Origin of the sequence: Yinghuangia seranimata (assembly GCF_029953285.1) — a bacterium.
GTDB lineage: Bacteria > Actinomycetota > Actinomycetes > Streptomycetales > Streptomycetaceae > Yinghuangia > Yinghuangia seranimata.
The window spans coordinates 25,521-49,560 of record NZ_JASAOI010000042.1 but is presented as its reverse complement, the minus strand read 5'-3'; the positions used below and the strand labels follow the sequence as shown (position 1 = coordinate 49,560).

Annotated in this window: 25 protein-coding genes; 8 read left to right on the top strand and 17 right to left on the bottom strand. The window is 72.7% G+C overall.

Features of this window, described 5'->3' with window-relative positions:
* The first annotated feature begins 27 nt into the window (after positions 1 to 27).
* The 3 genes from QI554_RS25960 (at position 28) to QI554_RS25950 (ending at position 2,527) form a co-directional block, all read left to right on the top strand.
* Positions 28 to 375 carry a YciI family protein gene (locus QI554_RS25960; protein ID WP_281472849.1) on the top strand — a complete coding sequence of 116 codons (348 nt, stop codon included), beginning with the start codon at positions 28 to 30 and terminating at the stop codon, positions 373 to 375.
* Positions 376 to 380: 5 nt separating this feature from the next.
* On the top strand, positions 381 to 1,625 hold the full coding sequence (locus QI554_RS25955) for an RNA polymerase sigma factor (RefSeq protein ID WP_281472847.1): 1,245 nt from the start codon (positions 381 to 383) through the stop codon (positions 1,623 to 1,625).
* Positions 1,626 to 1,816: 191 nt separating this feature from the next.
* Positions 1,817 to 2,527: a polysaccharide deacetylase family protein gene (locus QI554_RS25950; RefSeq protein ID WP_281472846.1), complete on the top strand. Its 711-nt coding sequence runs from the start codon at positions 1,817 to 1,819 to the stop codon at positions 2,525 to 2,527.
* Positions 2,528 to 2,953: 426 nt separating this feature from the next.
* Here the strand turns inward: QI554_RS25950 and QI554_RS25945 are convergent, their stop codons facing one another.
* Both QI554_RS25945 and QI554_RS25940 read right to left on the bottom strand, forming a co-directional pair.
* Complete coding sequence (locus tag QI554_RS25945) at positions 2,954 to 3,316, bottom strand: hypothetical protein (RefSeq protein ID WP_281472844.1); 363 nt, start codon at positions 3,314 to 3,316, stop codon at positions 2,954 to 2,956.
* A 187-nt stretch (positions 3,317 to 3,503) separates the two neighbouring features.
* Entirely contained in the window at positions 3,504 to 4,271 is a 768-nt protein-coding gene (locus tag QI554_RS25940; RefSeq protein ID WP_281472842.1) for an alpha/beta hydrolase, read from the bottom strand.
* Positions 4,272 to 4,510: 239 nt separating this feature from the next.
* Between QI554_RS25940 and QI554_RS25935 the strand changes: the two genes are divergently transcribed.
* Positions 4,511 to 5,056: a DinB family protein gene (locus tag QI554_RS25935; protein ID WP_281472840.1), complete on the top strand. Its 546-nt coding sequence runs from the start codon at positions 4,511 to 4,513 to the stop codon at positions 5,054 to 5,056.
* A 98-nt stretch (positions 5,057 to 5,154) separates the two neighbouring features.
* Here the strand turns inward: QI554_RS25935 and QI554_RS25930 are convergent, their stop codons facing one another.
* The 5 genes from QI554_RS25930 to QI554_RS25910 form a co-directional block, all read right to left on the bottom strand.
* Positions 5,155 to 6,195 (bottom strand): winged helix DNA-binding domain-containing protein, encoded by a 1,041-nt coding sequence (locus tag QI554_RS25930; RefSeq protein WP_281472838.1) that lies wholly within the window; start codon positions 6,193 to 6,195, stop codon positions 5,155 to 5,157.
* Positions 6,196 to 6,224: 29 nt separating this feature from the next.
* The gene (locus tag QI554_RS25925) at positions 6,225 to 8,009 is read right to left on the bottom strand and encodes an arabinofuranosyltransferase AftB family protein (RefSeq protein ID WP_281472836.1); all 1,785 of its coding nucleotides are present in this window, start codon (positions 8,007 to 8,009) and stop codon (positions 6,225 to 6,227) included.
* 607 nt (positions 8,010 to 8,616) lie between these two features.
* Positions 8,617 to 8,853, bottom strand: coding sequence for a hypothetical protein (locus QI554_RS25920; RefSeq protein WP_281472834.1), 237 nt, complete (start codon positions 8,851 to 8,853; stop codon positions 8,617 to 8,619).
* A gap of 192 nt (positions 8,854 to 9,045) precedes the next feature.
* The gene (locus QI554_RS25915; protein ID WP_281472832.1) at positions 9,046 to 9,690 is read right to left on the bottom strand and encodes a LuxR C-terminal-related transcriptional regulator; all 645 of its coding nucleotides are present in this window, start codon (positions 9,688 to 9,690) and stop codon (positions 9,046 to 9,048) included.
* Positions 9,654 to 10,883, bottom strand: a complete 1,230-nt coding sequence (locus QI554_RS25910) for a sensor histidine kinase (protein ID WP_425528054.1) — start codon at positions 10,881 to 10,883, stop codon at positions 9,654 to 9,656. The genes QI554_RS25915 and QI554_RS25910 overlap by 37 nt, the downstream gene beginning before the upstream one ends.
* A gap of 955 nt (positions 10,884 to 11,838) precedes the next feature.
* Here QI554_RS25910 and QI554_RS25905 point away from each other — a divergent pair.
* Positions 11,839 to 12,426 (top strand): nuclear transport factor 2 family protein, encoded by a 588-nt coding sequence (locus QI554_RS25905; protein ID WP_281472828.1) that lies wholly within the window; start codon positions 11,839 to 11,841, stop codon positions 12,424 to 12,426.
* Between the two features lie 52 nt (positions 12,427 to 12,478).
* Here the strand turns inward: QI554_RS25905 and QI554_RS25900 are convergent, their stop codons facing one another.
* The 6 genes from QI554_RS25900 to QI554_RS25875 all read right to left on the bottom strand — a co-directional run bounded on the left by QI554_RS25900 (position 12,479) and on the right by QI554_RS25875 (position 17,648).
* Positions 12,479 to 13,630: a low temperature requirement protein A gene (locus tag QI554_RS25900; RefSeq protein ID WP_281472827.1), complete on the bottom strand. Its 1,152-nt coding sequence runs from the start codon at positions 13,628 to 13,630 to the stop codon at positions 12,479 to 12,481.
* Positions 13,631 to 14,185: 555 nt separating this feature from the next.
* Complete coding sequence (locus QI554_RS25895) at positions 14,186 to 14,992, bottom strand: inositol monophosphatase family protein (RefSeq protein ID WP_281472825.1); 807 nt, start codon at positions 14,990 to 14,992, stop codon at positions 14,186 to 14,188.
* A 135-nt stretch (positions 14,993 to 15,127) separates the two neighbouring features.
* Positions 15,128 to 15,376: a hypothetical protein gene (locus tag QI554_RS25890; protein WP_281472823.1), complete on the bottom strand. Its 249-nt coding sequence runs from the start codon at positions 15,374 to 15,376 to the stop codon at positions 15,128 to 15,130.
* A gap of 174 nt (positions 15,377 to 15,550) precedes the next feature.
* Positions 15,551 to 16,531 carry a hypothetical protein gene (locus QI554_RS25885; protein ID WP_281472821.1) on the bottom strand — a complete coding sequence of 327 codons (981 nt, stop codon included), beginning with the start codon at positions 16,529 to 16,531 and terminating at the stop codon, positions 15,551 to 15,553.
* 187 nt (positions 16,532 to 16,718) lie between these two features.
* Positions 16,719 to 17,123: a hypothetical protein gene (locus QI554_RS25880; protein WP_281472819.1), complete on the bottom strand. Its 405-nt coding sequence runs from the start codon at positions 17,121 to 17,123 to the stop codon at positions 16,719 to 16,721.
* Positions 17,124 to 17,216: 93 nt separating this feature from the next.
* On the bottom strand, positions 17,217 to 17,648 hold the full coding sequence (locus QI554_RS25875) for a DUF5959 family protein (RefSeq protein ID WP_281472995.1): 432 nt from the start codon (positions 17,646 to 17,648) through the stop codon (positions 17,217 to 17,219).
* Positions 17,649 to 17,786: 138 nt separating this feature from the next.
* On the opposite strand from QI554_RS25875, the gene QI554_RS25870 reads away from it, so the two are divergent.
* Both QI554_RS25870 and QI554_RS25865 read left to right on the top strand, forming a co-directional pair.
* Entirely contained in the window at positions 17,787 to 18,179 is a 393-nt protein-coding gene (locus QI554_RS25870) for a hypothetical protein (protein WP_281472817.1), read from the top strand.
* Positions 18,180 to 18,234: 55 nt separating this feature from the next.
* A complete protein-coding gene (locus QI554_RS25865) occupies positions 18,235 to 19,167 on the top strand; it encodes an alpha/beta hydrolase (protein WP_281472815.1) in 933 nt (310 codons plus the stop codon).
* A 513-nt stretch (positions 19,168 to 19,680) separates the two neighbouring features.
* Here the strand turns inward: QI554_RS25865 and QI554_RS25860 are convergent.
* The 4 genes from QI554_RS25860 to QI554_RS25845 form a co-directional block, all read right to left on the bottom strand.
* The gene (locus tag QI554_RS25860; protein ID WP_281472813.1) at positions 19,681 to 19,941 is read right to left on the bottom strand and encodes a hypothetical protein; all 261 of its coding nucleotides are present in this window, start codon (positions 19,939 to 19,941) and stop codon (positions 19,681 to 19,683) included.
* Positions 19,938 to 20,288 carry a DUF6247 family protein gene (locus QI554_RS25855; RefSeq protein ID WP_281472811.1) on the bottom strand — a complete coding sequence of 117 codons (351 nt, stop codon included), beginning with the start codon at positions 20,286 to 20,288 and terminating at the stop codon, positions 19,938 to 19,940. Before QI554_RS25855 ends, QI554_RS25860 begins: the two co-directional genes overlap by 4 nt.
* 112 nt (positions 20,289 to 20,400) lie before the next feature.
* Positions 20,401 to 21,249, bottom strand: coding sequence for a hypothetical protein (locus QI554_RS25850; RefSeq protein ID WP_281472809.1), 849 nt, complete (start codon positions 21,247 to 21,249; stop codon positions 20,401 to 20,403).
* A gap of 46 nt (positions 21,250 to 21,295) precedes the next feature.
* On the bottom strand, positions 21,296 to 21,688 hold the full coding sequence (locus tag QI554_RS25845; protein WP_281472807.1) for a DUF302 domain-containing protein: 393 nt from the start codon (positions 21,686 to 21,688) through the stop codon (positions 21,296 to 21,298).
* Positions 21,689 to 21,805: 117 nt separating this feature from the next.
* Between QI554_RS25845 and QI554_RS25840 the strand changes: the two genes are divergently transcribed.
* Positions 21,806 to 24,019, top strand: a complete 2,214-nt coding sequence (locus QI554_RS25840) for an MMPL family transporter (RefSeq protein WP_281472806.1) — start codon at positions 21,806 to 21,808, stop codon at positions 24,017 to 24,019.
* Positions 24,020 to 24,040 lie beyond the last annotated feature (21 nt).

The following is a 24,040-nucleotide window of genomic DNA, read 5'->3' as shown; positions in this document are numbered from 1 at the left end:
CGGCGGCCGCCGAGGAAGGACACCGCCGTGAAGCAGTACCTGCTCGCCATGTACCAGCCGGTCGGGCCCCGCCCGCCCGCCGAGTTCCTGGAGAAGGTCATGGCCGAGCTCGGCGCGATCCGCGCCGAGCTGGAGGCCCGGGACTCGTGGGTGTTCGGCAACGGGCTGCACGACCCCGACAGCGCCACCGTCCTCCGCGCCTCGGACGGCGACGTGCTCATGACCGACGGACCGTTCGCCGAGGGGAAGGAGTACCTCGGCGGCGTCACGGTCATCAAGGCCGAGGACCTGGACGCGGCACTCGCGTGGGCGCGCCGCTACGCCGAGGCGACGGGGCTGCCGATCGAGGTGCGGCCCTTCCTGGGTGAGGCCTGACGCGCGTGGGCGGCCACGACCGCGCGCCCGACGTCGACGCGGTGTTCCGCGCCGAGTACGGGCGCGCGGTCGCCGTCCTCACCGGTGTCTTCGGCGACCTCGACCTCGCCGAGGACGCCGTCCAGGAGGCCTTCGCGACCGCCGCCGAACGCTGGCCGGACACCGGCGTGCCGCCGAGCCCCGCCGGATGGATCATCACGACCGCCCGGAACAAGGCCGTCGACCGGCTGCGCCGCGAGGCCGCACGCGACACGAAGCACGCCCAGGCGCACCTGCTGTACCCCGCAGACCACCCGCCCGTGGAACCCGCCGAGGAGGGGCCCGTGCGCGACGACCGGCTCCGCCTGATCTTCACCTGCTGCCACCCCGCGCTCGCGCGCGCCTCGCAAGTCGCCCTCACCCTGCGGCTGCTCGGCGGGCTCACCACGGCCGAGGTCGCCCGCGCGTTCCTGGTCAGCGAGGCGACGACGGCGCAGCGGATCACGCGGGCGAAGGCCAAGATCCGCGACGCGCGCATCCCGTACCGCGTCCCCTCCGACGCCGACCTGCCCGACCGGCTCCCGCCTGTCCTCGCCGTCGTCTACCTGGTCTTCAACGAGGGCTACGCGGCCGGCTCCGGCGACCGGCTCACCCGCGACGACCTGTGCGCCGAGGCGGTCCGGCTCGGTCGGCTGCTCGCCGAGCTGATGCCGGACGAGCCCGAGGTCCTCGGGCTGCTCGCCCTCATGCTGCTGATCCAGGCGCGGCGGCCCTCCCGCACCGACGCCGACGGGGCGCTCGTCCTGCTCGCCGACCAGGACCGGACGCTGTGGGACCGGGCGCTGATCGCCGAGGGCCAGGAGCTGGTCCGGCGCTGCCTACGGCGGGACCGGCCGGGGCCGTACCAGATCCAGGCCGCCGTCAACGCCGTCCACAGCGACGCGGCGACCGCGGGGGAGACCGACTGGCGGCAGATCGTCGCGTTGTACGACCAGCACATGCGCGTCGCGGGCAGCCCCGTCGTCGCCCTGCACCGCGCCGTCGCGGTCGCCGAAGTCGACGGGCCCGCCGCCGGGTTGGCCCTCGTCGACGGGCTGGACCTGGACGGCTACCACCTGTGGCACGCGGTCCGCGCCGACCTGCTGCGCCGACTGGGCCGGACGGGGGAGGCCGCCGCCGCGTACGACGCCGCGATCGCACGCGCGGAGAACGCCACCGAACGGGCCTTCCTGGAACGGCGGCGCGCGGCACTCGGCGCGGACGGCGGGTGAGGCCGAGGCGGCGAGGGCGTGCCCAAGCCCCTCCTCGGGCGCGCGTCAAGCCGTGGGCCGCCGGCCGGGCGAATACGGCCGCACCCGGGTGATCCGGGCCATGCCGGCCGTCCCCGGCGGGTAACCCCCGTGTGGCCGCCGCCCGGCGGCCGTCCACCACACGACGGGGGTGGAACGACGTGCGTACCCGCGTGTCCTCTCTGACGAGCCTGTTCGCGCTGCTCATCGGCATGCTGATGGTGCTCACCGCGACGGCGCCCGGCGCCGCCGCCGCGCCGCGGGCCGCCCCGCGGGCCGTCGACTGCTCGCGGGTCAAGTGCATCGCGCTGACGTACGACGACGGGCCCGCCTCGTCGTCCACCGCGCGGCTGCTCGACACGCTCAAGGCCAACGGTGTGAAGGCGACCTTCTTCATGGTCGGTTCGCAGGTCGCGAGGAACCCGAAGACGGCGCGTCGCGTGGCCGCCGAGGGGCACGAGATCGGCAACCACACGTACTCGCACAAGGACCTGCGGCGGCTGACCGCGTCGAAGATCCGCAGCGAGGTCGCGCGCGGAGCGACCGCGATCCGCAATGCGACGGGCGTCGAACCCACGCTCGTGCGGCCGCCGTACGGGTCCTTCAACGCCACGGTGCGGGCCAACGTCAACGCGCCGATGATCCTGTGGAGCGTGGACACCCGCGACTGGGCCGACCGCAACGCGTCGGTGGTCGCGTCCCGCGTCATCGCGCGGGCCAGGCCCGGCGCGATCGTCCTGATGCACGACATCCACCCGACGACCGCGGCCGCCGCACCCCGCATCATCGCGGCACTCGCCAGGCAGGGCTACGTGTTCGTCACCGTGTCCGAACTGCTCGCGGGCCGCGCGCTCGCGAACGGGAAGGCGTACAGCCAGCGTTGAGCCGCGGTGATGGCTGCGGACGCCAAGGAGGTCCCGGCGGTGCCCGTCGGGGCCGCGCTACGCGGTGTCCGCCGGAGAGGTGCGGAAGACCGTGTGAGCGGCCCGGCGCCGTTCTTCCCCCTCGTGACCCCAACTCCCGGCTGCTGCCCACCCGTCGCCGCCAACGAGTCGGGGCCGCGTGCGGGTACGTCAGGCCATCGTGCCGTCGAGGCGGACGACTTGGCCGGACAGGCGTCCCGCCCCGGGGCTGACCAGCCGTCCGACGGCGGCCGCGGTGTCGTATGCCTCGAGACCGCCTGCTGCGTCGGACGCCGCCGGGCGGCCGACCGCGTGGTGTTGTGTTCTTCGGCGACCACATCGCGAACGACCTCGCGTGACGGACCTTCAGATCGGTCATGCGTCAACGTCGGCCGCCCGAGGCCGCTGTCATGACGGGCTTCTATCCTGATGCCCGCCCGCGACCCGAACCCCCTTGGCGGAGATCACTGTGAGACCTGGCCGCACCTCGACACTGCCGGCTGTCGTGCTGGCCGCCACCGCGCTGCTCGCGGCCTGCACCTCGTCCGGCAAACCGAGCAACGCCCATCCCACGCCGCCGCCGGCGGCGCCGTCGGCGGCCGCGTCGAGCGCGGAATCTCCCGCGTCGGCCGGGGCCGTGTCGCCGACGTCCGCGAACCCGGTGGCCACGTCCGGGCCGGCGTCTTCGACGTCGGCTCCCGCGCCGCGAACGTCCGGTCCGAAGGCGGCGGCGACCACCCGTCGCCCGACCGCGCCGACGCCGAACTGCATCAACCCGCGTACTGCGGACGAGGCCCTCAGGTGCCCGAACATACGGCCCACAGGCGTCGGCGACGGTCATCTCCAGACGGCGAACCCGTACCCGTGGGGCGGCGGCGTGGTCAGCGCCTCGGCGGTCCCGGGTCCGCCCGACCCGCCGCCGTTCCAGAATCCTGATGCCCCGGGGCGTTGACGTGTCCTAGGCGGCGGCGAGTGCGGCGAGCGCGGCCACGATCTCCGGCCACGCGGCGGCGTTCGGGTCGATGACGTCGAAGTGTGCGGTCGCCGGGAGTTCGAGCAGTTCGGCCTTGGTCGTCCCGGTGTAGACCCGCGAGGCCTCGACCGAGACCGACGCGTCGAGGGTGCCGTGGGCGATGGTCACCGGGATCGACGGGGAGCCGAGGAGCGTCGGGTCGGTCGCCGCGTAGCGGTCGGGGTACTCCGCCGGGCCCCCGCCGAGGAAGTCGTGGACGGCGCCGACGCCGCTGCCTTCGGCGGCGCGGTAGGCCTCGACCAGGTTGAGGACCGGCGCGAGGGCGAGTGCCCCGGCGGCGGGCGGCGTGTGGGGGAGGCGCCCGGGCGCGCCGGCCGGGAGCCGGTCGCGCAGCGCGGCCCACAGGGCGAGGTGGCCGCCGGCGGAGTGGCCGGCGTAGACGGTCCGGGCGTGGTCGACGCGGCCTGGGTGCAGCTCCTCGACGAGCGCCGGGAGCGTGTCGACGGCGAGGGCGGTGTCCTCGAGCGTGGTCGGCCAGCCGCCGCCGGTGCCGACGCGGCGGTACTCGATGTTGGCGACGGCGTAGCCGCGGGCCACGAGGTCGTCGACGAGCGGCCGGACGTGGTGCCGGTCGTGCTTGGCGCGCCAGAAACCGCCGTGCCAGAAGAGGATCAGCGGCGCCGGGGTTCCGTCCGGGATGGGGAGGAAGAGGTCGGCGACGTGGTCCTCGTGCGGGCCGTAGTGCAGGGACATGGGGGTGTGCCTCCGTGCGGGTGGGCTGGTGCTGTCGGGGTGCCGACCGCGATAACTCTAATCGAGGTATCGGGCGGTTCGCAACGGCCTGGACGGGGGCGTGGCGTGCGTGACGTGCAGTGCGGGGCGTGGCACGCGGCGGGACGATGAGCGCGAGGCGCGGTACGGAGAGCGCGGCGCGCGGGGCGCGGGTCCGAAACCCGCTACCCGAGCATCGGGCGGGCCGGAATCATGGCGGCATGATCATTCGCAGCAGGAAAGCCGAACTGTACGGCGGCGACGAGAGCCGGTTCAGCGGTCCCACGACCGGTGACGAACGCGCGATGCTCGTCGACATGCTGGCCGCACAGCGCAGGACGCTCGAGCTCAAGTGCGCCGGGCTGGAGACCGAGCTGGCGAACCGGTCGGTGGAGCCGTCCACGCTGTCGCTGCTCGGCCTCGTCCGGCACCTCGCCGACGTGGAACGCCGTTGGTACCGCATGGTGTTGGCGAACCAGGACGTCCCGCCGCTGTTCGTCTCGCCGGACGACCCGGACGGCGACTTCGACGGCGCGACGCCCGACGCCGACGTCGTCGCGGCGGCGTGGGCGGCCTGGCGTGAAGAGGTCGCGTTCGCCGACCGCTTCGCGGCCGAGGCGCCCAGCCTCGACGTGGAGGGCGAGGACGGCTGGCGCGGCATGGTGTCGCTGCGCTGGGTGCTCGTCCACATGATCGAGGAGTACGCGCGGCACAACGGGCACGCCGACCTGCTGCGCGAGCGGATCGACGGCGCCGTCGGGGTGTGATGTCGGGGTGTGATGTCGGGGTGTGATGTCGGGGTGTGATGTGCCGGGGTCTGATGTCGGAGTGGGATCTCGGCGGGTGACGCGGGCGCCCCTGCGGATCAGGACCCGAGGAACCGGGCCACGGCGGCCGACTCCGCGTCGGCCGCCGCGCCGACCGCGTCCGGCCACGGCGGGCCGAACGGCGTGAACTCGACGCCCTTGGCGCGCGTCCACGTGCCGATCGCACGGCCGTCGGCCACGACGGCGGCGCGCAGCACCCCGCCGCCGGGCCACACCCGGCGTTCGAACTCCTGTGGCACGGCGAACTCGCGGGACCGGTAGGCGAGGAAGTAGCCGTCGTACGCCGGGAGCAGGCGGACGTCCGGCGTCCTGCCGGTGCCGGTGGCGGTGTCGGAGACGCGTTTGTGGGGCGCGGCCGCCGAGGACCCTGCCGCCGCCCACGCCTTCCGGGCTGTGCCGGCCGGGAGGCCCGACCAGTGCGCGAAGTCCTCGGCCTCCGCCGGGCCGTGGGCGCGGGCGTAGCGGACGGCGAGTTCGGCCGCCGCGGCGTCACCCCGCGGGCCCTCGTCGGGCGGCAGCCAGTCGGCGGTGAGTACGTACGTTCCGGCACCGTCCCGCCGAGGCCCCGCGCAGACCAGCCCCTGCACCGCCGCGTGCCGGATCACGTGGAACGCGGCCTGTCCTTCCGGGTCGACGCCCACGCGCGCGAGCCGTTCCGTCAGATCGGCGCGGCCCAGCGGGCCTTCGGCGGTGAGGGCGTCGACCACGGTGGCGGTGGCTCGCTCCAACAGGTCCGCGGTCAGGCCGAGTTCGCGTTGCCGCCGGGCGGCGCCGGCGACCAGGCGCGGCCCGAGCAGGGCGATCAGCCACCGCGCGTCCTCGGCCGGAACGGTGTGCAGCGTTCCGCGCATGAACCAGGCCGTGACCACCGAACGGTCGTCCTCGTACGCCGCCCGCACCTGCTCGGCCGTCAGATCGCGACCGCGCGCCCGGATCCCGAGCGCCGCGGCCTGCGCGTCCTGCGCCTGCACCGCGAAGACGCGGCGGACGACGCCGGCCGCCGTGCCCTCGCGCACGTGCCCGGCGACGGCCTGGGCGCGGGCCCGCAGCAGACGAACCTCGGCGGCATGCTCGGTCATGGTCGCCAGCGTAGGCCTTCCGGCGCGGCCTACCCGCAGAACCGGCGCTCCGCCGCGAACGGGTCGCGGGGGATCCGGAGCTTCGTGCGGTCGTACGAGCCGATCAGGTTCCGCAGGAATCGCGACGGGGTGAGCGGCGCGCGCGTCGAGTCGAGGAGTTCCTTCAGGTCGCCGCAGCTCAGCGCGTGCCGGGCGGCCGCGAGGCCCTGGTCGGTCACGTCCGGGATCCCGTCCGGCACGTGCGTCACGGCCGGGTCGAGCTCGGTTGCCAGGATCCAGACGTCGTCGATCGGCTTGCGGTGCCCCGGCCAGTTCTTCGCGGCCTTGGGGGCGTACTCCAGGTGCGCGGCGACGGTGTTCGCCAACCCCCAGTACTCCATGATGTATTCGTCGACCGGCATCATCTCGCCGACGACGCCGAGATATCCGCCCGGCATGGCGATCGTCGCCGAGCCGTGGCCGGGGCGCAGCGGCAGAAGCAACGGCGGTGTGCCGTCCGGCGATTCGCGGATCAGGACGGGGCGCCCGGCGGCCAGTCCTGCGTCGATCGCGGCCTGCAACTGCGGGAAGGCGATGCGCCATGCGGAGGTGTGGTCGGGGTTGCCGCTGCCGGTGAGGCGGATGTCGTTGTCGCGCACACGCATCGAGATCGTCCGGTCGTCGCCCTTGCCGTGGTACGCCGCCTGGTTCCACGGCCCGAGCACCGCCACCGCCCACACCGCCGTCGAGGCGGCGAGTGCCGCGTACGGCAGGGTCATCGGCAGCAGGAACGCGGGCAGCACGGCGAGGAACAGGACCGGCAGCAGCATCCGCCCGTGCATGTAGTCGCCGCCGAGCCGCACCACGTATGCGCCGAGGACCACGGCGGCGACGAACGGCGTTGCGGCGACCGCGAGTCGGCGCCGGTCGCGGCGGGAGGCGAAAACCCAGGCGGCCAGCACGACGCCGAACAGCACGGCCGGCACGTATAGCGTCACCGGCTCGGCGAAGTCCCACGTGTACCGGAATCCGCGCCGCGGGTCGCTGTCGCCCGCCTCCTTGGTCAGCGCGGGCATCGGCACGAGCAGGCCGTAGTAGCCCGCGCGGAAGACCTCGTACGCGATCGGCGCCGCGGCGCCCGCGGCCGCGTACCCCAGCGCCCGGCGCCAGGTCGGCCGCAGCAGCACCCACATGCCGGCCAGGAACACCGCTGTCACGAGCGCGAAGTCCGGTCGGACCAGCACGCCGGCACCTATCCACACCGCGTGCCAGGCCTGGCCGCGCGCCCGCGGGCGGGCGTATGTGCGGACCAGCAGCCACCAGCACCCGGCCAGCCAGAACGTGCCGAGCCCGGTGTCCAGCCCGGCTGTGGCGAAGTCCCAGAACACCGGGACCGCGAGCGGGACCAGCACCCCGGCGGGCACCAGCGGCCGCGGCCCGGCCGCCGTGTGCAGCCTGCGCGTGGCGTCGAGGGCGACCGCCACCCCGGCCGTGGTGAGGACGAGGCCCGCGACGACGGCCGTGAAGCCGAGGTCGCCGGGCGTCAGCCAGGCGAGCAGCACGAGCAGCCACTGCCACAGCGTGCTGGTGTTGGCCTCCACGCGCTCGCCCGCGTTCACGTTGGGGCCGTTGCCCGCCAGGATCTCGCGCACGGTGCGCAGGAAGATCGTCCCGTCGTCGGTCAGCGCACGGTGCCGCCAGCCCAGGACGGCGATCGCCAGGGTGGGGACGACGACCATGGCGGCGTTCCACCGGCGCGACAGCGGCCGACGGCGCGTCAGGGCGGCGGCCCCGTCCTTCGGTTCGACGAGGGACGGGGTGAAGACAGCGGACACCAGCGCTGTTCCTTTCGGTGGGCGCGAGATTCCGGGCAGGCCGAAATCGCCTGACGGCGCGCGAAAACGACCGCAGGCGGCGGGGCGCGGCAGGGCGCGCGAGATGGGATTAGGGGAGTGAACGCCGTTTGCCGCGCTCGATGTTCAGCGAGCGGGAGTGGGTGGCGAGGGCAGGGCGTGACGGACCGCGGGGTCAGCGGCGTCAGGCTTGTGGGGAGTCAGCGCGGGCGCGCGGGCGCGCCGGTACGCGGGTTCGGGTGCACGGCTGCATGGATGCACGGCTGCACGGGTGATCGGGTGCATGTGTGATCGGGTGCATGCGTGCACTAGTGCGCGCGGCGTGAAGAGGCGCGGACACGGCGGGTGCGCGCTGCGGCGGGACGGCGCTAGCGCATCGGGAAGCACGTCCTCGACGGGCCGGGCCGCGGCGGCGCGGGCGAAGGGGGTGAGCTCGGCTGGTCCTTGCTCGGTTTCGGTGCCATAGGCGTCTCCGTACGTCGGGCTACACGTACTAGACGTATGGGCGCCGGATGGCGTTACCGGGGCCGGGTGGGGTCGCGCAAAGCGGCTGAACCGGGAACGGCCGGACGATCCCGGCGGGCCTCCGTCAGGGGCTTGCGGCGTCGAAGCGGTACCGGACCGGTGCGGCCGTGTCGTCCATCGAGACGACGTCCCGCCGGTACAGGTGCAGCGCGTGGACGAGCTCGTCGGCGTCGCCCTCGATCACGCACGGCCGGGTGACCTGCAGCACCAGGGGCCGCCCCGGCACCCGTACGCGCAGCCCGTGCGCGGGCCCGCCGTCGAGGACCGCGGCTTCCCACACGGTGAGGTCGTCCTGGGTCATGGGTCACCCCTTCGGGCAGGCGCGCCGGTACGGCCGCCGGCCTACTGCCGAGCAACTACAAGGCTGTAGATTATCTGATCACGCGGACGCGGAGAACGACCCGCGTGATCGGACCAACCGGTGGTGGCGCTCGGTGGCCACCGCGGGCCGGTCGGGCGCCGACCCCTGTGGCCTGCGAGATGACCGGCGGGATCAGCGGTCGAGGTACGCCAGAACCGCGAGGACGCGCCGGTTGTCGCCGTCGTCCTGGTGCAGGCCGAGCTTCGTGAAGATGCTCCCGATGTGCTTCGCGACGGCCTTCTCCGTGATGAACAGCGCCTGCGCGATGCCCGCGTTGGAACGCCCCTGCGCCAGCGCCTCGAGGACCTCGCGCTCGCGCGGCGACAGGCTGCCCAGGCCGGCGTCCCGTTCCCGCGCCGCCACCAGCTGTCCGACGACCTCCGGGTCGAGCGCGGTGCCGCCCTCCGCCACCGTGCGGATCGCGTCGAGGAACCGCGGCCCGTCGGTCACGCGGTCCTTCAGGAGGTAGCCGACGCCTTCGCCGCCGCTTGCCAGCAGCTCGTGGGCGTAGAGCGGTTCGACGTACTGCGACAGCAGCAGCACCGGCAGTCCGGGCAGCTCGCGGCGGGCGGCCAGGGCGGCGCGCAGGCCCTCATCGGTGAAGTCGGGGGCGAGCCGGACGTCGACGACCGCGACGTCCGGACGCTCCTCCAACAGCGCCGCGAGCAGATCCGGGCCGTTGTCCACCGCGGCGGCGATCTCGTGGCCGAACGCGGTCAGCAGCCGGACCAGGCCGTCCCTCAGAAGGAAGTGGTCTTCGGCGAGGACAACGCGCACGGGAGCTCCATCGTCACAGTGGTCGGGCCGCCGGCGGGGCTGTGCACGGCCAGCACACCGTCGAAGGTCGCGAGCCGCCGCTGGATCCCGCGCAGGCCGGTGCCGCAGGCGACGTCCGCGCCGCCGTGTCCCCAGTCCGTGACGGCGATACGCAGGACCCCGTGATCGTAACGGAGGTCGATCGCGGCCCGCTCCGCGCCCGAGTGCTTGGCGACGTTCGCGAGCACCTCCGAGACCGCGAAGTAGGCCGCGGACTCGACCGGCATGTCGGGCCGCCCGGGCAGGTCGACCGCCACCTCGGTCGGGACCGGGCAGACCAGCGCCAACGACCGTACGGCGTCGGCGAGTCCGCGGTCGGCGAGGACGGGAGGATGGATGCCGCGGACCAGGTCGCGCAGCTCCACGAGCGCCTTCGACGACGACTCGCGGGCCTCGACGAGCAGGGCGCGCACCGCCTCGGGGTTGCTGTCCAGGAGGTACTCGGCGGCGTTCAGGGTCATGCCCATCGCCACCAACCGGGCCTGGGCGCCGTCGTGCAGGTCGCGCTCGATGCGGCGCAGCTCGGCGGCTTGCGTGTCCACGGCGTCCGAGCGGGTCGCGGCGAGGTGCTCGACGCGGCTCGCGAGCATTTCGCTCTCGCTCGGGGCGAGCATCGCGCGGACGTACAACGCGTGGCGGCGGACCGCCCATGGGGCGACCCAGAGCGCCAACGGCAGTTGCAGCGCGCCGAGTACGCCCGCGAGCGCTGCGGTCGTCGGGCCCTGGATCGGGATGAACTCGTACCAGAGGCCGTCTCCCCACTCGTGGGACAGCTGGACGCCGAAGAAGGCCAGGAACACGCCCCACAGACCGCTGAGGACGAACGCGATCGGCAGGAAGGCGAGGAACGCGCCGACGATCGGATCGACCAGCACCCACACGAACTCGCGGCGGTTCTGCGGGTTTCCCATGACCCAGCGGTAGCGGGCCAGGACCCCGGACGCCCCCTGGGGCGCGGGGGGTAGCGGGCCGACGGGGCCGGGAACGTCGACGCCAGACCAGTCATGTGCCAGCGCGCGCTGCCGGTCGCAGAGGCCACGCACGCCGCCCATGGCCCGCGGGGCCAGGCCGAGGCCGGGGCCGACGAGGGTGATCGCGGACGTGATGGCGAACGACCGCACGAGCGCCGAGGCGGCCAGCCGACACAGGGTCAGGGCGCGACGCAGGCCGAGGAATCCGGCGCGGGGGGAGAAGGTGGATATGGGGGTGGGAGCGGACGTGGGGGTGGAGCCGGAGCCGGGGTCGGGAGCCGAGCTCGAACCGGAATCTGAGCCCGAGCCGGAACCTGAGCCCGAGCCGGAACGCGAACCTGAGCCCGAGCCCAAACCCGAACCCGAACCCGAACCCGAACCTGAGCCCGAGCCAGAACCCGGGCCAGAACCCGGGCCCGGGCCCGGCCCAGGACGCGAGCCCGAACTTGAGTCGGAACCGGAGCCCGAACCTGGACGCGAGCCCGAGCCCGAGCCGGAACCTGAGCCGGAACCCTGGCCGGAGTCGTGGCCGTGGCGGTTGTCGTTGCCGCGGGCGGGCGGGGTCCGGTCGGCCCCACGGGCCTGCTCGCGCTCGGTCGCGCGGTCCATACGTTCGCTCCTCGGTGGCGCCGTTGCTGGTGCCGGCGGTGGCGGCACTTCGCGGTGGTCGGCCGGTGGTCTCGGCCGCGCGATCATTCTGTCGGCGGGCGGGGGCGGAGCGCGGGGGAGAAAACTCCCCTCTTCGCGGAGCGGGTGGGGGCGGGGTGCGCCGGGAGCGGCATCGACTTCGCCTGGCCCTGCCGGAGCGCGGGGGAGGGAACTCCCGTCGTCGCACGGCGGGTGGGCAGGACCGGCTTGCTCCGGGCTCCGTACTGGCTCCGCCGCACCGTGCCGGGCCGGACCGTGCTGGGGCTCGGGTCCGGCTTGGGTCCGGCGCGGGTGCGGCGTGGATCGGGCGGTTGCTGTAGTCGTACGTCGGCGCAGCTCTAGACCGCCGCGGCCCTGCGCCGCCACGGCCGTTCGCCGCCCGGGGCGTTGGGCCCTCCCGCCGCTTTCGCTCTTGAAGGTGCGCGCGCATGGCGGTATTCATGACCTCCATTAATTGTGGCCATTAATCGATGCCGCCCGGGAGGCAGCCATGACCTTCGCCCGCGTCCGCACCCGTCCCGCAGGCGTGTTCCTCGCCGTGGTCGCCACCGCGCTGGTCGCGTGGCTGCTGGCCACCCCGTCCAGCGAGGCGGGCGAACCGTTCGCGGACCGCGCGCCGAGCCTGTCCGACCGCGCCGAGGTGCTCGACCTGCTCGCGCGCTACGGCCAGTACTTCGACCAGCACGAAGCCCAGGCCTGGGCCGGGCTGTTCACCCCCGACGGCGAGCTGAGCTTCCCGACCGCGGCCACGCCGGGCGCGCCCCGCTACACCGTCAAGGGCCGTGACGCGTTGCTGGCGTTCGCGTCCCGTCCTGCCACGCCGAACGTGACCGGCATCCACTTCCCCGGTCCTTCGGTCCTCGTCATGGCCGGGCCCGGGCACATCAAGGCCCGCACGCCGGTCGCCGTCGGCGAGGTCCGCAACGACCAGCTCCAGGGCGCCACGTTCAACGGGTACGGCGTCTACGAGGACGACATCGTCAAGACCCGGGCGGGCTGGCGGTTCGCGAAGCGGACGGCGGACAGCTATGGGGCGAAGCCGATTTCGCCCGAGTTCATGACGATGCCGCGGTTCTGACGGCGGGCGTCCGCCGCGCGTCCGGCCTGCGAGGCGGGACGCGTGGCGGGGCTCAAGGCGTCCGGAACCGGAAACGCGTGCGGGTCAGCCGCGCCAGTTTCGCGAGCGCGAAGACGATGGCCGCCGCACAGCCCACCGCCGCCCACGCCGGCAGCACACCGCTCAACGGCACGAGGAGGCCGAGCGTGAGGACCAGGCACGGGACGTACCAGCGCAGCACGTTGCGCAGGCCGTCGCCGAAGCGCAGCGAGATGGTCGCGTTCGCGGTGTAGAACGCGAGGATGCCGCCGCACAACGCCCAGCGCGCGCCCGTCGGCAGGTCGTGGTGCGGCTCCTCGACTGCTGTGCCGAGCGCGGCGGCCATCGCCGTCACGCCGGAGATCAGCACGTACGGCAGGTACATGACGGTGTCGCGGACGGCCTGCGTGGCACCGCGGGCGCGGGCCCGGTCGAGGCCGTGCTCGGCATTGCGCGTGCCCCACAGGAAGAAGATCATCGCGAGCTCGACCACCACGACGAACCCGAGCAGCGCGGCCGTGCCCGACGCGGCGGTGAAGTGCTCCTCAAGCGCCACGACCAGCGTGAACACGCTCTCGCCGAGCACGATGACCACGAACAGGCCGATCCGCTCGACCAGATGCTCCAAGTGCAGCCGATCGTAGAACGCCACCTGCATGTCGGTGCGGATCGCCAGGATCACCACCTCGGCGGCGATCGCGACACCCCACAGCACGAACCGGCCGGGTGAGGGCACCGCCGCCGACACCGCCCACACGCCGGCGGTGGCCAGACCGTACGAGAACGGGCGCCACAGCGGGATGGCGGGGTCCTCGCGGGCGTACCAGTACCACGGGATGAACAGCATGAGGCGTGTCCAGGCGGCGCCCAGTGCGTACGCCCATGCCCGGTCGCCCAATCCCTCCGGTACCGCGGCCGCCATGAGCCCGAGGCCCGGCATCGCGCCGAGCAGCACCGCCTGGCCGAGCCGTGACGCGGAACCGAACACATTGACGGTGACCATGAGGTTCACCCAGGCCCACCACGCCGGGAAGAACAGGACGAGGAACGTCCCGAAGTCCTCGGCGGACGGGTCCCCGTGCAGCCCGTGCGCCAGCACCGACACCGTGACCACGAACACCAGGTCGAAGAACAGCTCGAACCACCCGGCCCGCTGCTCCTCCGGGGCGGCCGCCTCATCACTCATCCGCCCACCGTCCCGGGTCCGAACGAGCCACGGAAGACAGGCGCGCCGTGACCGAAGAACGACACACCCGCTCGGCGGCGGGTGCGTCTCAGGCCCGCACCTGCAGACGACCGGTCCCGGCGGTGTTCGGCCCGCCCCGCTCAGCTCGCCGGGTGGCGGCGACGCCGCGAGTGTGCGGGCCACGCGGCGCGGGCCACGAGCCTTCCACCAAGCGCGCCCTAAGCGCTTGCTGCAGGGCGCAGATCCGCCGGCTGCCTGGCCGCGGGCGTCGCGCGGCTGGAGTGCCCTTCGGAACCCGGTGGTTGCCAGTGGTTGCCGCAGGCTCCAGTCCGCTTGCGGACCGAAATCTGGAACTTGGGCTGGTCGGTTTTGCGGCAGCCTTTGTTTCGGGCTGAGACCTGGTGCCGGGTCGGTCTGAGGGCGTTGGGGCACGGCGTTCCGCGGGCGGTCGTCGGCTCACGACCACGAACGTGGAGGTCGGGCACGTCGGGTACGCCAGGCTCGTCGAGTCGGCCGGGCGGGTCCGTTCGGCCGTAGCCCGTCGTTCCGTCGGTCTCAGGCCTGGTGCCGGATCAACTCCAGCAGTGCGCCGTGCGTGGCGTCGTCGGCGGCGACGAGGAGGCCGCCCGTGCCGCTGTGCACCGGCTTGCCGTCGAGGTCGGTGACGACGCAGCCGGCCGCCTCGCACAGGGCGATGCCTGCGGTGAAGTGCACGCTGTCGTCGAGGTGTCCGTCGGTGACGTACGCCGCCCGCCGCCCCGCCGCGACCCACGCCACCGCGAGCGTGGTCGACACGACGCGCGGGCGGAACCGGCCGATGAAGCCCGGGTCGGCCAGGAGCCTCGCGGGCTGGAACCGCGGGGCGTTCGGGAACGGCGGGTCGAGGTTGACGTCGACGAGGTTCGACGCGGCGGAGGGCTCGAGGACGCGGTCCTCGCCCTCGGCCCGGACGTACGCGCGCTCGCCGTCCGTCCAGAACACCTCGCCGTTGAAGGGGTCCGCGGACGCCGCCGCGAGGGTGTCCCGCCCGGAGCGCAGCGCGACGTTGACGGCGACGAGCATGTTCCGCACCGCGTAGTTGAGCGTGCCGCACAGCGGGTCGACGAGCCACCGGCGGCGCGCGTCGTCCGCACCGGTCCGGCCGCTCTCCTCGCCCGTGACCGCGTCGTCGGGCCGCGCGGTGCGCAGGACGTCGATGATCGCTTTTTCCGCGTCGACATCGGCCGCGGTCGCGAAGTCGCCTGCGTCCTTCTCGAACCGGGCGAGCGGGCCGCCGTACATGGCCCGGACGACGTCTGCCCCGGCCTCGGCGGCCGCGATGGCGAGGCGCGCGTCGTCGGCGTGTGCGTTCAAGATCGTCATCACGGAAGCATAACGGGGCCGTTCGGCCGGGCGCCGGGGGAGGCGCGGGGGCCTGCGTCGGCTGTTCTGGCTGTTCGTACCGCCCCCATCGGCCACCTGTCACCCGCCATCGCCACCCGCTGCGGCCCGCCCCGGTTACGAGGCCCGCCGCGTCGCGTGGTCGACCCGCCACGCGCCGGGGTAGCGCGCCCCGCACGTGGCGCACTGCGCGTAGTACAGCGCCGCCGCCGGACCGGGCGTAGCGGCCGGGCGCGCGGGCAGGACCTCGTCCTCGACGTGCGCGACGAGCCGGGCCCAGGGAACCGGGCACACGCAGGTCGAGGGCGGTGCGTCGGAGTGGGTGGGGTCCAGGGTCTCGTTGCTGGAAACGTCCGTTTGCGGCACGGCGTCGGATGTCGGCCGATCGCCCGCAGCGGCGTCGGATCGAGGGTCTTCGTTCGGCGGAAAAGCGGTCACGGCGGTCACCCCCCGAGTGGCTCTCGTGGTGGACGGTGGTCTCCGGTCTGACCTCCATACAAGCACTTCGCTCTGACGTTCGACTCCGCCGCGAACGGCGCCTCACATCCGCCCGTACCGCCCCACACCAACCCGCGCCCCACCCGCGAACGCCACCAGCGCAGCGACCAGCTCCGCGCTGTACACCGCCGTCATCCCAGCCGACGGCGCGTGGTCGCTGCCGACCAGCGCACCGGTCAGCCCGATGAAGCCACCCCAGCCGAACGCCACAGCGGTGCCCACCCACGCGAGCACCACCGGCACGCGCACCGACACCCGCCCCGCCGACGGCCCCACCAGCGCGAACACCCCCACAGCGCCCGCCAACGCGAACAGCCCCTGCACCGCCTCGACCGTGCGCGCCACACCGTCGAGATCCTCGATCCGCTGCGCGGTCAGCCCCGCCTCGACGCCGCACGCCCACCCGATCCGCACCGCGGCGGCGACGGCCAGCAGCCCCGCCGCGACGAACCCCGCCGTACGCCACCCCGGCGTGAACCGCGTGCCGCGCACGGGCGAACGCAGCCACACCCCCCAACGCTCGTCCGCGTACAGCGCGAACGCGCCCAACAACACCGCACCTTCGACGATGAAGCCGCCGTAGACCAACGCGTACACCCACGGTTCGAGGAACCCGTCACCTGAGAACGGATTCGGCGCACCGAACGGCAGCGCCGCCAGGCTCACCGGCACGGCGAGCATGATGACGCCCAGCAGCCCCGACGCGATCCACATCGGCACGACGATCAGCCACGGCCGCACCCGCGGCCCGCCCGGCCGCGACAACGCGAACGCGATCAGCGCCGCGACCGCGTCCATGACAAACGTCGCCCCATTGGCCGCCGCCCACGCCGCGCCGCTGACCCGGTCGTGATCGATGACCCCGACATCGACACGACACACCCACAGGAACTTCAGCCCGAGATAGGGCAGGCAGGCGACAACGGCAGCAACCCCGAGCCTGCGCCGCAACCGCTCCCGCTGCCCGCCATCGACAACGGTCTCAACAGATCCGGTAGCAGCCTCGGCGCGCATGATCTCCATGCCCCAACCCTGACGACAGCCCCACCCCCACCACCTCCCGCGCCAAGACGATCCAGATCCCCCACCCGGGGGACACCCACCCCACCCCCAAGCCCGAACGAACCCCCACCACCTACTAAAACGACCAACCCCACCCCCAGGTTGGGCAGCCGCCCGTCATCGCCGCGCGCGGCCGCGCGCTCGGGCGTCAGTTGAGTGAGCTGCGGAACGCGCTGAAGAGATGGTGTAGTTCGCTGGAGGAGATCGGATCGATCTCCATTTGGAGACGGCAGACGTTGTCGTCGCCGTTAGGTGTGAGCATTGCGAGGACGGCGAAGCCGTCGCCGACGGGGACGCCAGTCAGTGTGATCGGATTGTTCCTGGAGGGAGTCACCGCTGCGGTGAACGGCGCACGCGACGCGGCAGCGAGGTGGGCGAGTACCCGGTCGGCGAAGTCGAGGGCTTCTGCGGTGGTCAAGTGAGTGGTGAACTCAGCGGTCAACCACGAGCACCAGTCCGCCGAGATCCTCCACACGTTCCCGTCGGTCCGCGACAATTCCAACCACGCCTCGTTGCCGCCGAGACGTACGCGCGCCGGTTGGGTTTTTGCCATAGGGCTCCTTGGAGATCGATCCTGCGGATCGTGCGCGAACGTGCGGGTTCTGCGGTCTTCGTGACGGGGTGTTCGCCTATGTTTCGAGCGGGCTCACGGGGTGAGTCGCAGCCGGGCCTGGTCGAGCATCGCTGTGTTCACGTCCAACCACTCTGCGGGTAGGTCCAACGGGATCTGGATGGTGATGCCCGTGCGAGGTCCGTCGGTGACGCTGACCTGATACGGGTCGTCCGCGGCGATTCTCACGTAGCCTCCTTCGCCGGAACTCGGCCATTCCACTGTGGTGTTGGGCTCGCCGTTGATTTCCCAGTCGCCGAGACGTTGAAGCAGCTCAGCCCATTCGGTCAGCTCGTCGTCGGCGCCGCCGATTCTGACGTCCAGATCGGTCCGGGTGTTGATCCAGTCGCTCTGCACTATCAACTCGGCGTTGTGGTAGCGGTGGTCGCCGCTTCGGAAGCTCGGCTCGATGGCAACCTTCAACACCACGCTTTGGCTTCCGTCGTCCAGTCGGAAGACCTCCACCATCGTCACGTCGACTGCCTCCCCGACCCGGCCGGTTTCATCGGAATGCGTCCGCACATCATGACGTCGCGCTCCGACCGTCCTGCGGGCGGGGCGGTGGGCTGCGAAGCGGCGCGTGAGTGCAGTCGATAGGGTGCCAACATGATCGAGTTCGGGCGCGTGGAGTGTTGTGGTGGCGAGGATGCTGAGGCTGCTCTTGAGTACTGCTTCAGCCGGCTCACGTCCGAGCATCGGGTCGTCGAGGACTCGCATTTCGGGGTGAGTGTGCGTGTCTGCCCGAGCTGTGGGCAGCGGTTCGTCGTGATCTTCACCGAGTTCGTCGACTGGTCCGGTGGCGACGATGCGCAGTACTTCGACATCGTCCCGGTGACGGAGGACGAGGCCGCGGCGGTGGTCGCGGGCAACGGGGCTGATCTGGCGGCGCTGGGTGCGCTCGGGGCCGGGCGTCGGCGGTTGTCGTCGGGCTGGCCTACGGGGGGCGTCAAGACGATCTCGTGGCGGACGGGCGCGTTCAACGTGACTGAGGGGCACTGAGATCGCGCAGGCGACCCCGCCGTTCGATCCCGAACTGGGCGCCGTGCTGGCGGCGATGGGGCGGGTGCGTCGGGAGCCGATCACGCCGGAGAACCTGCGGGCCGTGCGGGAACGGGACGCGGCGTCGCGGCCCCGGCCCACCGTCGCGGAGCTCAGCGACGGCGGGCGGTTCGAGGTGGCGGAGCTGCGCGTTCCCGGGCCGCCCGGGGGACCGGACGTCACTCTGGTGAGCGCGCGACCTTCCGGCCTCGTCGGCCCGCTCCCGCTGCTCTACTACATGCACGGCGGCGCGATGATCATGGGGAACGCGTGGTCCGTGCTGCCGCGCGTCCTCCGGGATTGGGCGCTGCCCCTGGGACTTGCCGTCATCTCGGTCGAGTACCGGCTCGCCCCGGCGACGCCCTACCCGGGCCCGCTTGAGGACTGCTACGCCGGCCTGCTCTGGGCGGCCGAGCACGCGGCGGACCTGGACGTCGATCCGAACCGCATCGTCTTCGGCGGCAAGAGCGCCGGCGGCGGTCTGACCGCGGCCCTGGCGCTGCTCACCCGGGACCGCGGCGGTCCGGTGCCGTTGGGGCAACTGCTGCTGTCCCCGATGCTCGACGACCGGAACAGCTCGTTCTCCAGCGGTCAGATGACGGGCGTCGACGTGTGGGACCTCACGTCCAACGCGACCGCGTGGCAGGCGTTGCTCGGTGACCTTTACGGCACCGCGGACGTGCCTCCGTACGCCGCCCCCGCCCGTGCGACCGACCTCACCGAACTCCCGGCCGCCTACGTCGAGGTCGGCTCGGCCGAGATGTTCCGCGACGAGGGCGTCGCGTACGCGAACGCGATCTGGCAGTCCGGCGGCCAGGCCGAACTGCACGTGTGGCCCGGCGCGTTCCACGGCTTCGACAGCCTGGCCCCCAAAGCCGCCCTCACCGAAGCCGCCCGCGAGGCCCGCCTGACCTGGCTCCGGCGCCTCCTGTCCCAGGCCGACACCTGAGGCGAGGTGTATGCGTTCGCCCGCGATGCCGCCGCCAACGCGATCGCAGGATCGCCGCCGAAGCGTCCTTCGCAAGGAATGGGCTCCGACGAGGACCACGGCTCCCTGCCCCGGGCGACGCACCAAGCGCGGGCCGACCTTGAGGACGCGCTCCGCGAGTGGCCGGACAGCCGTCTGTGTGCCGTGAGGGCGAACGCGTACGCCTAGAGCCCAGACCGGCGCCGGGGAGGTCCCCGATAGCTGCCTACGGCGGTGAAGTACACGATCAGGAGCGAGGCGGCGGCAGAGTCGGCGTACAGCGCGACGTCGGAGCCGGTGGCGCCGGTGCGCTGCCGGTAGTCGGGAGACAGGGGCGCGCGATGGTGCGGTTCGAGGTGTCCGGCGTCGGAGTGCCATCGCACTCGTCGCCGCACGAGTGGCCAGCGTGCGTCGACTGTGGGCAGTGCCCGTTGTGACGCCGTCCACCGGCTCGACCGTCGGCCAGGGAAGTTGCGGGCATCGGTTGGCGCGTAGTCAGCTCTCGAAGAAGGGATTCATCGTCAACTGGCGTACGTACACGCACTCAGACCGTACGACGATCAGGTGCGCGAACATGCCCATTGGCACGCGGGCGACCTGCCCTTTCGGCGAGGAGCCCTCGTACAAGGCGCCGTCTCCGTACATCGTGGACGCCGCGCGTACCAGCTCGTCGGCCCTCTCCCGCACCTGGACGAGGAACGCCTCAGATACACCGTCGGCGAGCTCCTCGGGGTGATACTCCCAGTGCCAGGTCACTCGCCGACAGTAGCGAAGGCCGCTCGGTACATGTCGCCGGATACCCGGACTCCGCGCAGGCGGATGTCCGGATCATCGCTCATCGTGTCGATCCGCTCGGCTTGGTGGTAGGCCCGGCTGGTCTCCGGGTGCCGCTCGATCTCCACGATGGCCGCCCAGTGCCGCAACCACGAGCGAACGTGCCAGAGTTCGCCGGTCGTGACAGCCATGTCCAGTGCCTCACGCTGTGACTGGTCGAAGTCCGTGAGCCGGCTCGGATCCAGGGCGATCAGGGCCTTGCGCAGAGCCTCGGCCGTGCGTTCAGGCTGAGGCATCGTCGCGGGGACGTGCTCAGGCTGCGCTGTCACGGCTGTCTCCTTCGGGTCGATGCGTCCCGGGGGCCGCTGTCGTCGAGGCCCCCAGTATTGCGCGTCTGGACGAGCCGGCCAGGTTGAACGGCGCTGACAGTCACCGGGGGTATCAGGCGTCGGTCAGTTGCCAGGTGCTGGTGGTGGTGTCGAAGGTGGCGATGCAGTCGGGGGTCGGGGAGGTGTCGCCTAGGCGCCAGGGGGTGGGGAGGGCGGTTAGGGCTATGCGGATCGTGGTTGGCGGGGCGGGGGTGGTGGTGCCCAGCCAGTGGGGGTTGTGGGTGAGGAGGGTGGTGGCCAGGGCTGGGGGTGGTTCTGGGAGGTGGGTTGTCGGGGTGGCGGTGGTGGTGAGGGTTTGGCCGGCGAGGAGGGTGAGGAGGCGGGTCAGGAGGCGTGGGGGGAGGGTTGGGTCGGTGGTTTCGAGGAGGGTGTAGCAGTCGTCGTGCATGGAGAGCCATGCGTGTGAGTTGAGTAGTGCCGGGAGGATCGGCTCGGGGGGTTTTGCGGTGGCGATGGTGAGGGCGAGGGTGTCGAAGGCTTCCGGCGTGATGGTGTGAGGGACGTCGGTGATCGACAGTTCGTAGGGGGTTACGCCGTCGAGGAAGACGGTCAGCTGGTCGTAGGGCATGACGAGGAGTTCCTCGCTCACCTCCCAGCAGCCTTCCTCCCACCCGCTGAAGCGATGGACGCCGCAGTCGATGCCCAGGTCCCGGGCGATGCGCGACGGGGACCAGGGTTGGTAGCCCTCGTCCAGGTAGGTGTTCGAGGCGAGGTTCACGACCACGGCCATGCGGTCGTCGGTGCGGGGGAGGAGGTCGGCTATCTCTCGGGCCTGGGCGGCGGCTGCGGTGACGGTCCAGAGGTCGGCGTCGCGGGTGGCGCTGAAGCTCAGGGGGAAGGGCGCGCGTTCGAGGCCGACGCAGTTCACGCTGAAGGCGCCCGTGTTTGTCACTTCGATCACGGCGGCATCGTCGCACCGGGCGGGCGGCTGCCGCTGAGGTCAGGTGTTACGCGGCGGTCAGGGTCGCCAGGGCCGCGCGGAGGCGGGAGGCGGCTTCCTTGGCGACCGGTTCCAGGGCCGGGAGGCCGGTGAAGGCGACCATCACGTCCGGGTCGAGGGCCTGGACGAGGGTGTGGTCGCCGTCGCTGCGGACGACGACGTTGCAGGGGAGCAGCAGGCCGATGGTGCGGTCGGCGTCGAGGGCCTGGCGGGCGAGCGGGGGGTTGCAGGCGCCGAGGATGACGTAGTCCTCCATCGTGTGGTCGAGCTTGGCGGCCATGGTGGCGGTGACGTCGATCTCGGTGAGGACGCCGAAGCCCTGGGCGGCGAGGGCGTCGCGGACGGCGGCGACGGTGGTGGGGAAGTCCGTGGTGAGGCGGACGGTCAGGTCGTACTGCATGGGTGGGGTCCTTTCGCGGTGCTGTCGTCGATACCCCCATGGGTATTTTGACATACGGGCGGGGGTATTGCTTACGCTGTCCGTGACATTACCCCCGGGGGTATCTCAGGAGGACTCGTGAGCACCATCCGCCCCGCCGACCCCGTCGGCCACGGCGACCGGCCTGACGCCGCAGGGGCGGCCGACGCCGCCGAGATCGCCGACGCGCCCGGCCGCCCCGCCCGCCTCGGCCCGCTCGGCCGACTCGGTACGTGGGCCGCCGACCGCCTGCGCCTGGTCGGCGTCCTGTGGCTGGTGCTGGTCGCCGCCCTCGGGGCCTTCGCGCCGCAGGTGACGTCCGCGCTGGCCGGTGCCGGCTGGCAGGCGAACGGCTCCGAGTCCGTGCAGGTCCGCGATCTCGCGCGGGAGCACTTCGGCGGCAACGCCTCGACCGCACTCCAGGTCGTCGTCGCGAAGGACCGCCCCGTCACCGACCCGGCCGTCCAGGACGTCGTCACCCGCGCCACCGCGCTGCTGAGCGCCGACTCCCGCATAGCCGGTGTCGTCCCGCCGCAGCCCGGCGCCACCGTCAGCCCCGACGGCCGTACCGCGATCATCCTGGCCGGCGCGGCCGCCGACGAGAACGACATGGTCCGCGCCGCCGACGACCTCAAGGGTCCGCTCGCCGCCCTGTCACACGACGGCGTCGAGGTGTCCGCGACCGGCTCGTCCGTCCTGTGGAGCGACTTCAACAAGGCGAACCACGACGCGATGATGAAGTCCGAGATGCTGTCGTGGCCGGTGACCATGGCCATCCTCGTACTTGCGTTCGGGTCGCTGGTCGCCGCCGGTCTGCCGCTGCTGCTCACGATGGCCGGACTCGGTGCGTCCGCGGGCGCGTTGGTGCTGCTCAACCACCTCACGCCGACGTCCATCTGGGCGATGAACTTCGCCATGATGTTCGCCCTCGCGCTCGGCATCGACTACGCGCTCTTCCTCGTCGTCCGCTTCCGGGCCGCGCTCGCCGCGGGCAAGACCGCGCGCGAGGCCGTCGGGGAGACGATGGACACCGCGGGCAAGGCGGTCGCGCTGTCCGGCGCCACGGTGCTGGTCAGTCTGTCCGCCGTCATGCTCGTCCCCGCGCCTGCGTTCCGGTCGATGGCGCTCGGCATCATGCTGGCCGTCGCGTTCGTCCTCGCGGCCACCCTGACCCTGCTGCCGGCCGTCCTCGGCAAGCTCGGCGCGCGCGTCAACGCCGGCGCGCTGCCCTGGACCCGGAAGGGTGAAGACGCGGGCGGGTCACGGCGGTTCGGCGCATGGGGCGAACGCCTGTGGCGCCACCCGTTCCGGTACGGCGTGCCCGCGCTGCTCGTCCTGGTCGCGCTGGCCGCGCCGGTCGTCGGGCTGCGCACCGCGATGCCGTCGATCACCGTCGTCCCGGAGGACTCCTCCGCCCGCACCGGATACGCCGCCGTCCAGCGGGCGTTCGGCCCGGGCGCGCCCGGCATGCTCCAGATCGTGGCCCCGGCGGAGCAGGCCGCGACCGTCGCGTCGGACGCCGCCACCGACCCCGGCATCGCGGCCGTCCTGCCGCCGCAGCCGGCCGCCGACGGGTCCGGGCTGCGGCTCGTCCAGGCCGTCCCCAAGGCGGATCCGTCCGACCCCGCGCTGAAGGACACCGTCGAACGCCTGCGCGCCGGCCTGTCCGATCAGGCGCTGGTCGGCGGCGCGGCCGTCGAGAACCTCGACCTGCAGAAGACCCTCGACGCCAAGACGCCGCTCGTGCTCGGGGTGGTGCTGGCGCTCGGGTTCCTGCTGCTGGTCGTCGCGTTGCAGGCGCCGCTCGCGGCACTGCTCGGCACCGCGACGAGCCTGCTGGCCACCGGCGCGGCGTTCGGCGCGGCTCGGCTGGTCTTCCAGGACGGGCACGGCGCGGGGCTCCTGGGGTTCACCCCGCAGGGGTTCCTCGACGGCTGGGCGCCGGTGTTCTTCTTCGCGATGATCTTCGCCATCGCGATGGACTACACCGTGTTCCTGCTGGCGTCGGCGAAGGAGCACTACGAGTCGACGGGCGACCCGCGCAAGGCGGTCGTCGGGGCGCTCGCCCACTCGGGGCGGGTCATCTTCGCGGCGGCGGCCGTCATGGTCGCGGTGTTCTTCACCTTCGCGCTGTCCGGGCCGCTGCCGCCGAAGGAGATGGGCGTGGTCCTGGGGCTGGCGGTGCTGCTGGACGCGGCGCTCGTACGGCTGGTCCTGCTGCCCGTCCTGCTGCGCCTGACGGGGCGGGCGGCGTGGTGGAGCCCGGCGTGGCTGCGGCGCGTGCTGCCGGACATCCGGTTCTCGCACCAGTGAGGGACCGGGCGACACATACCC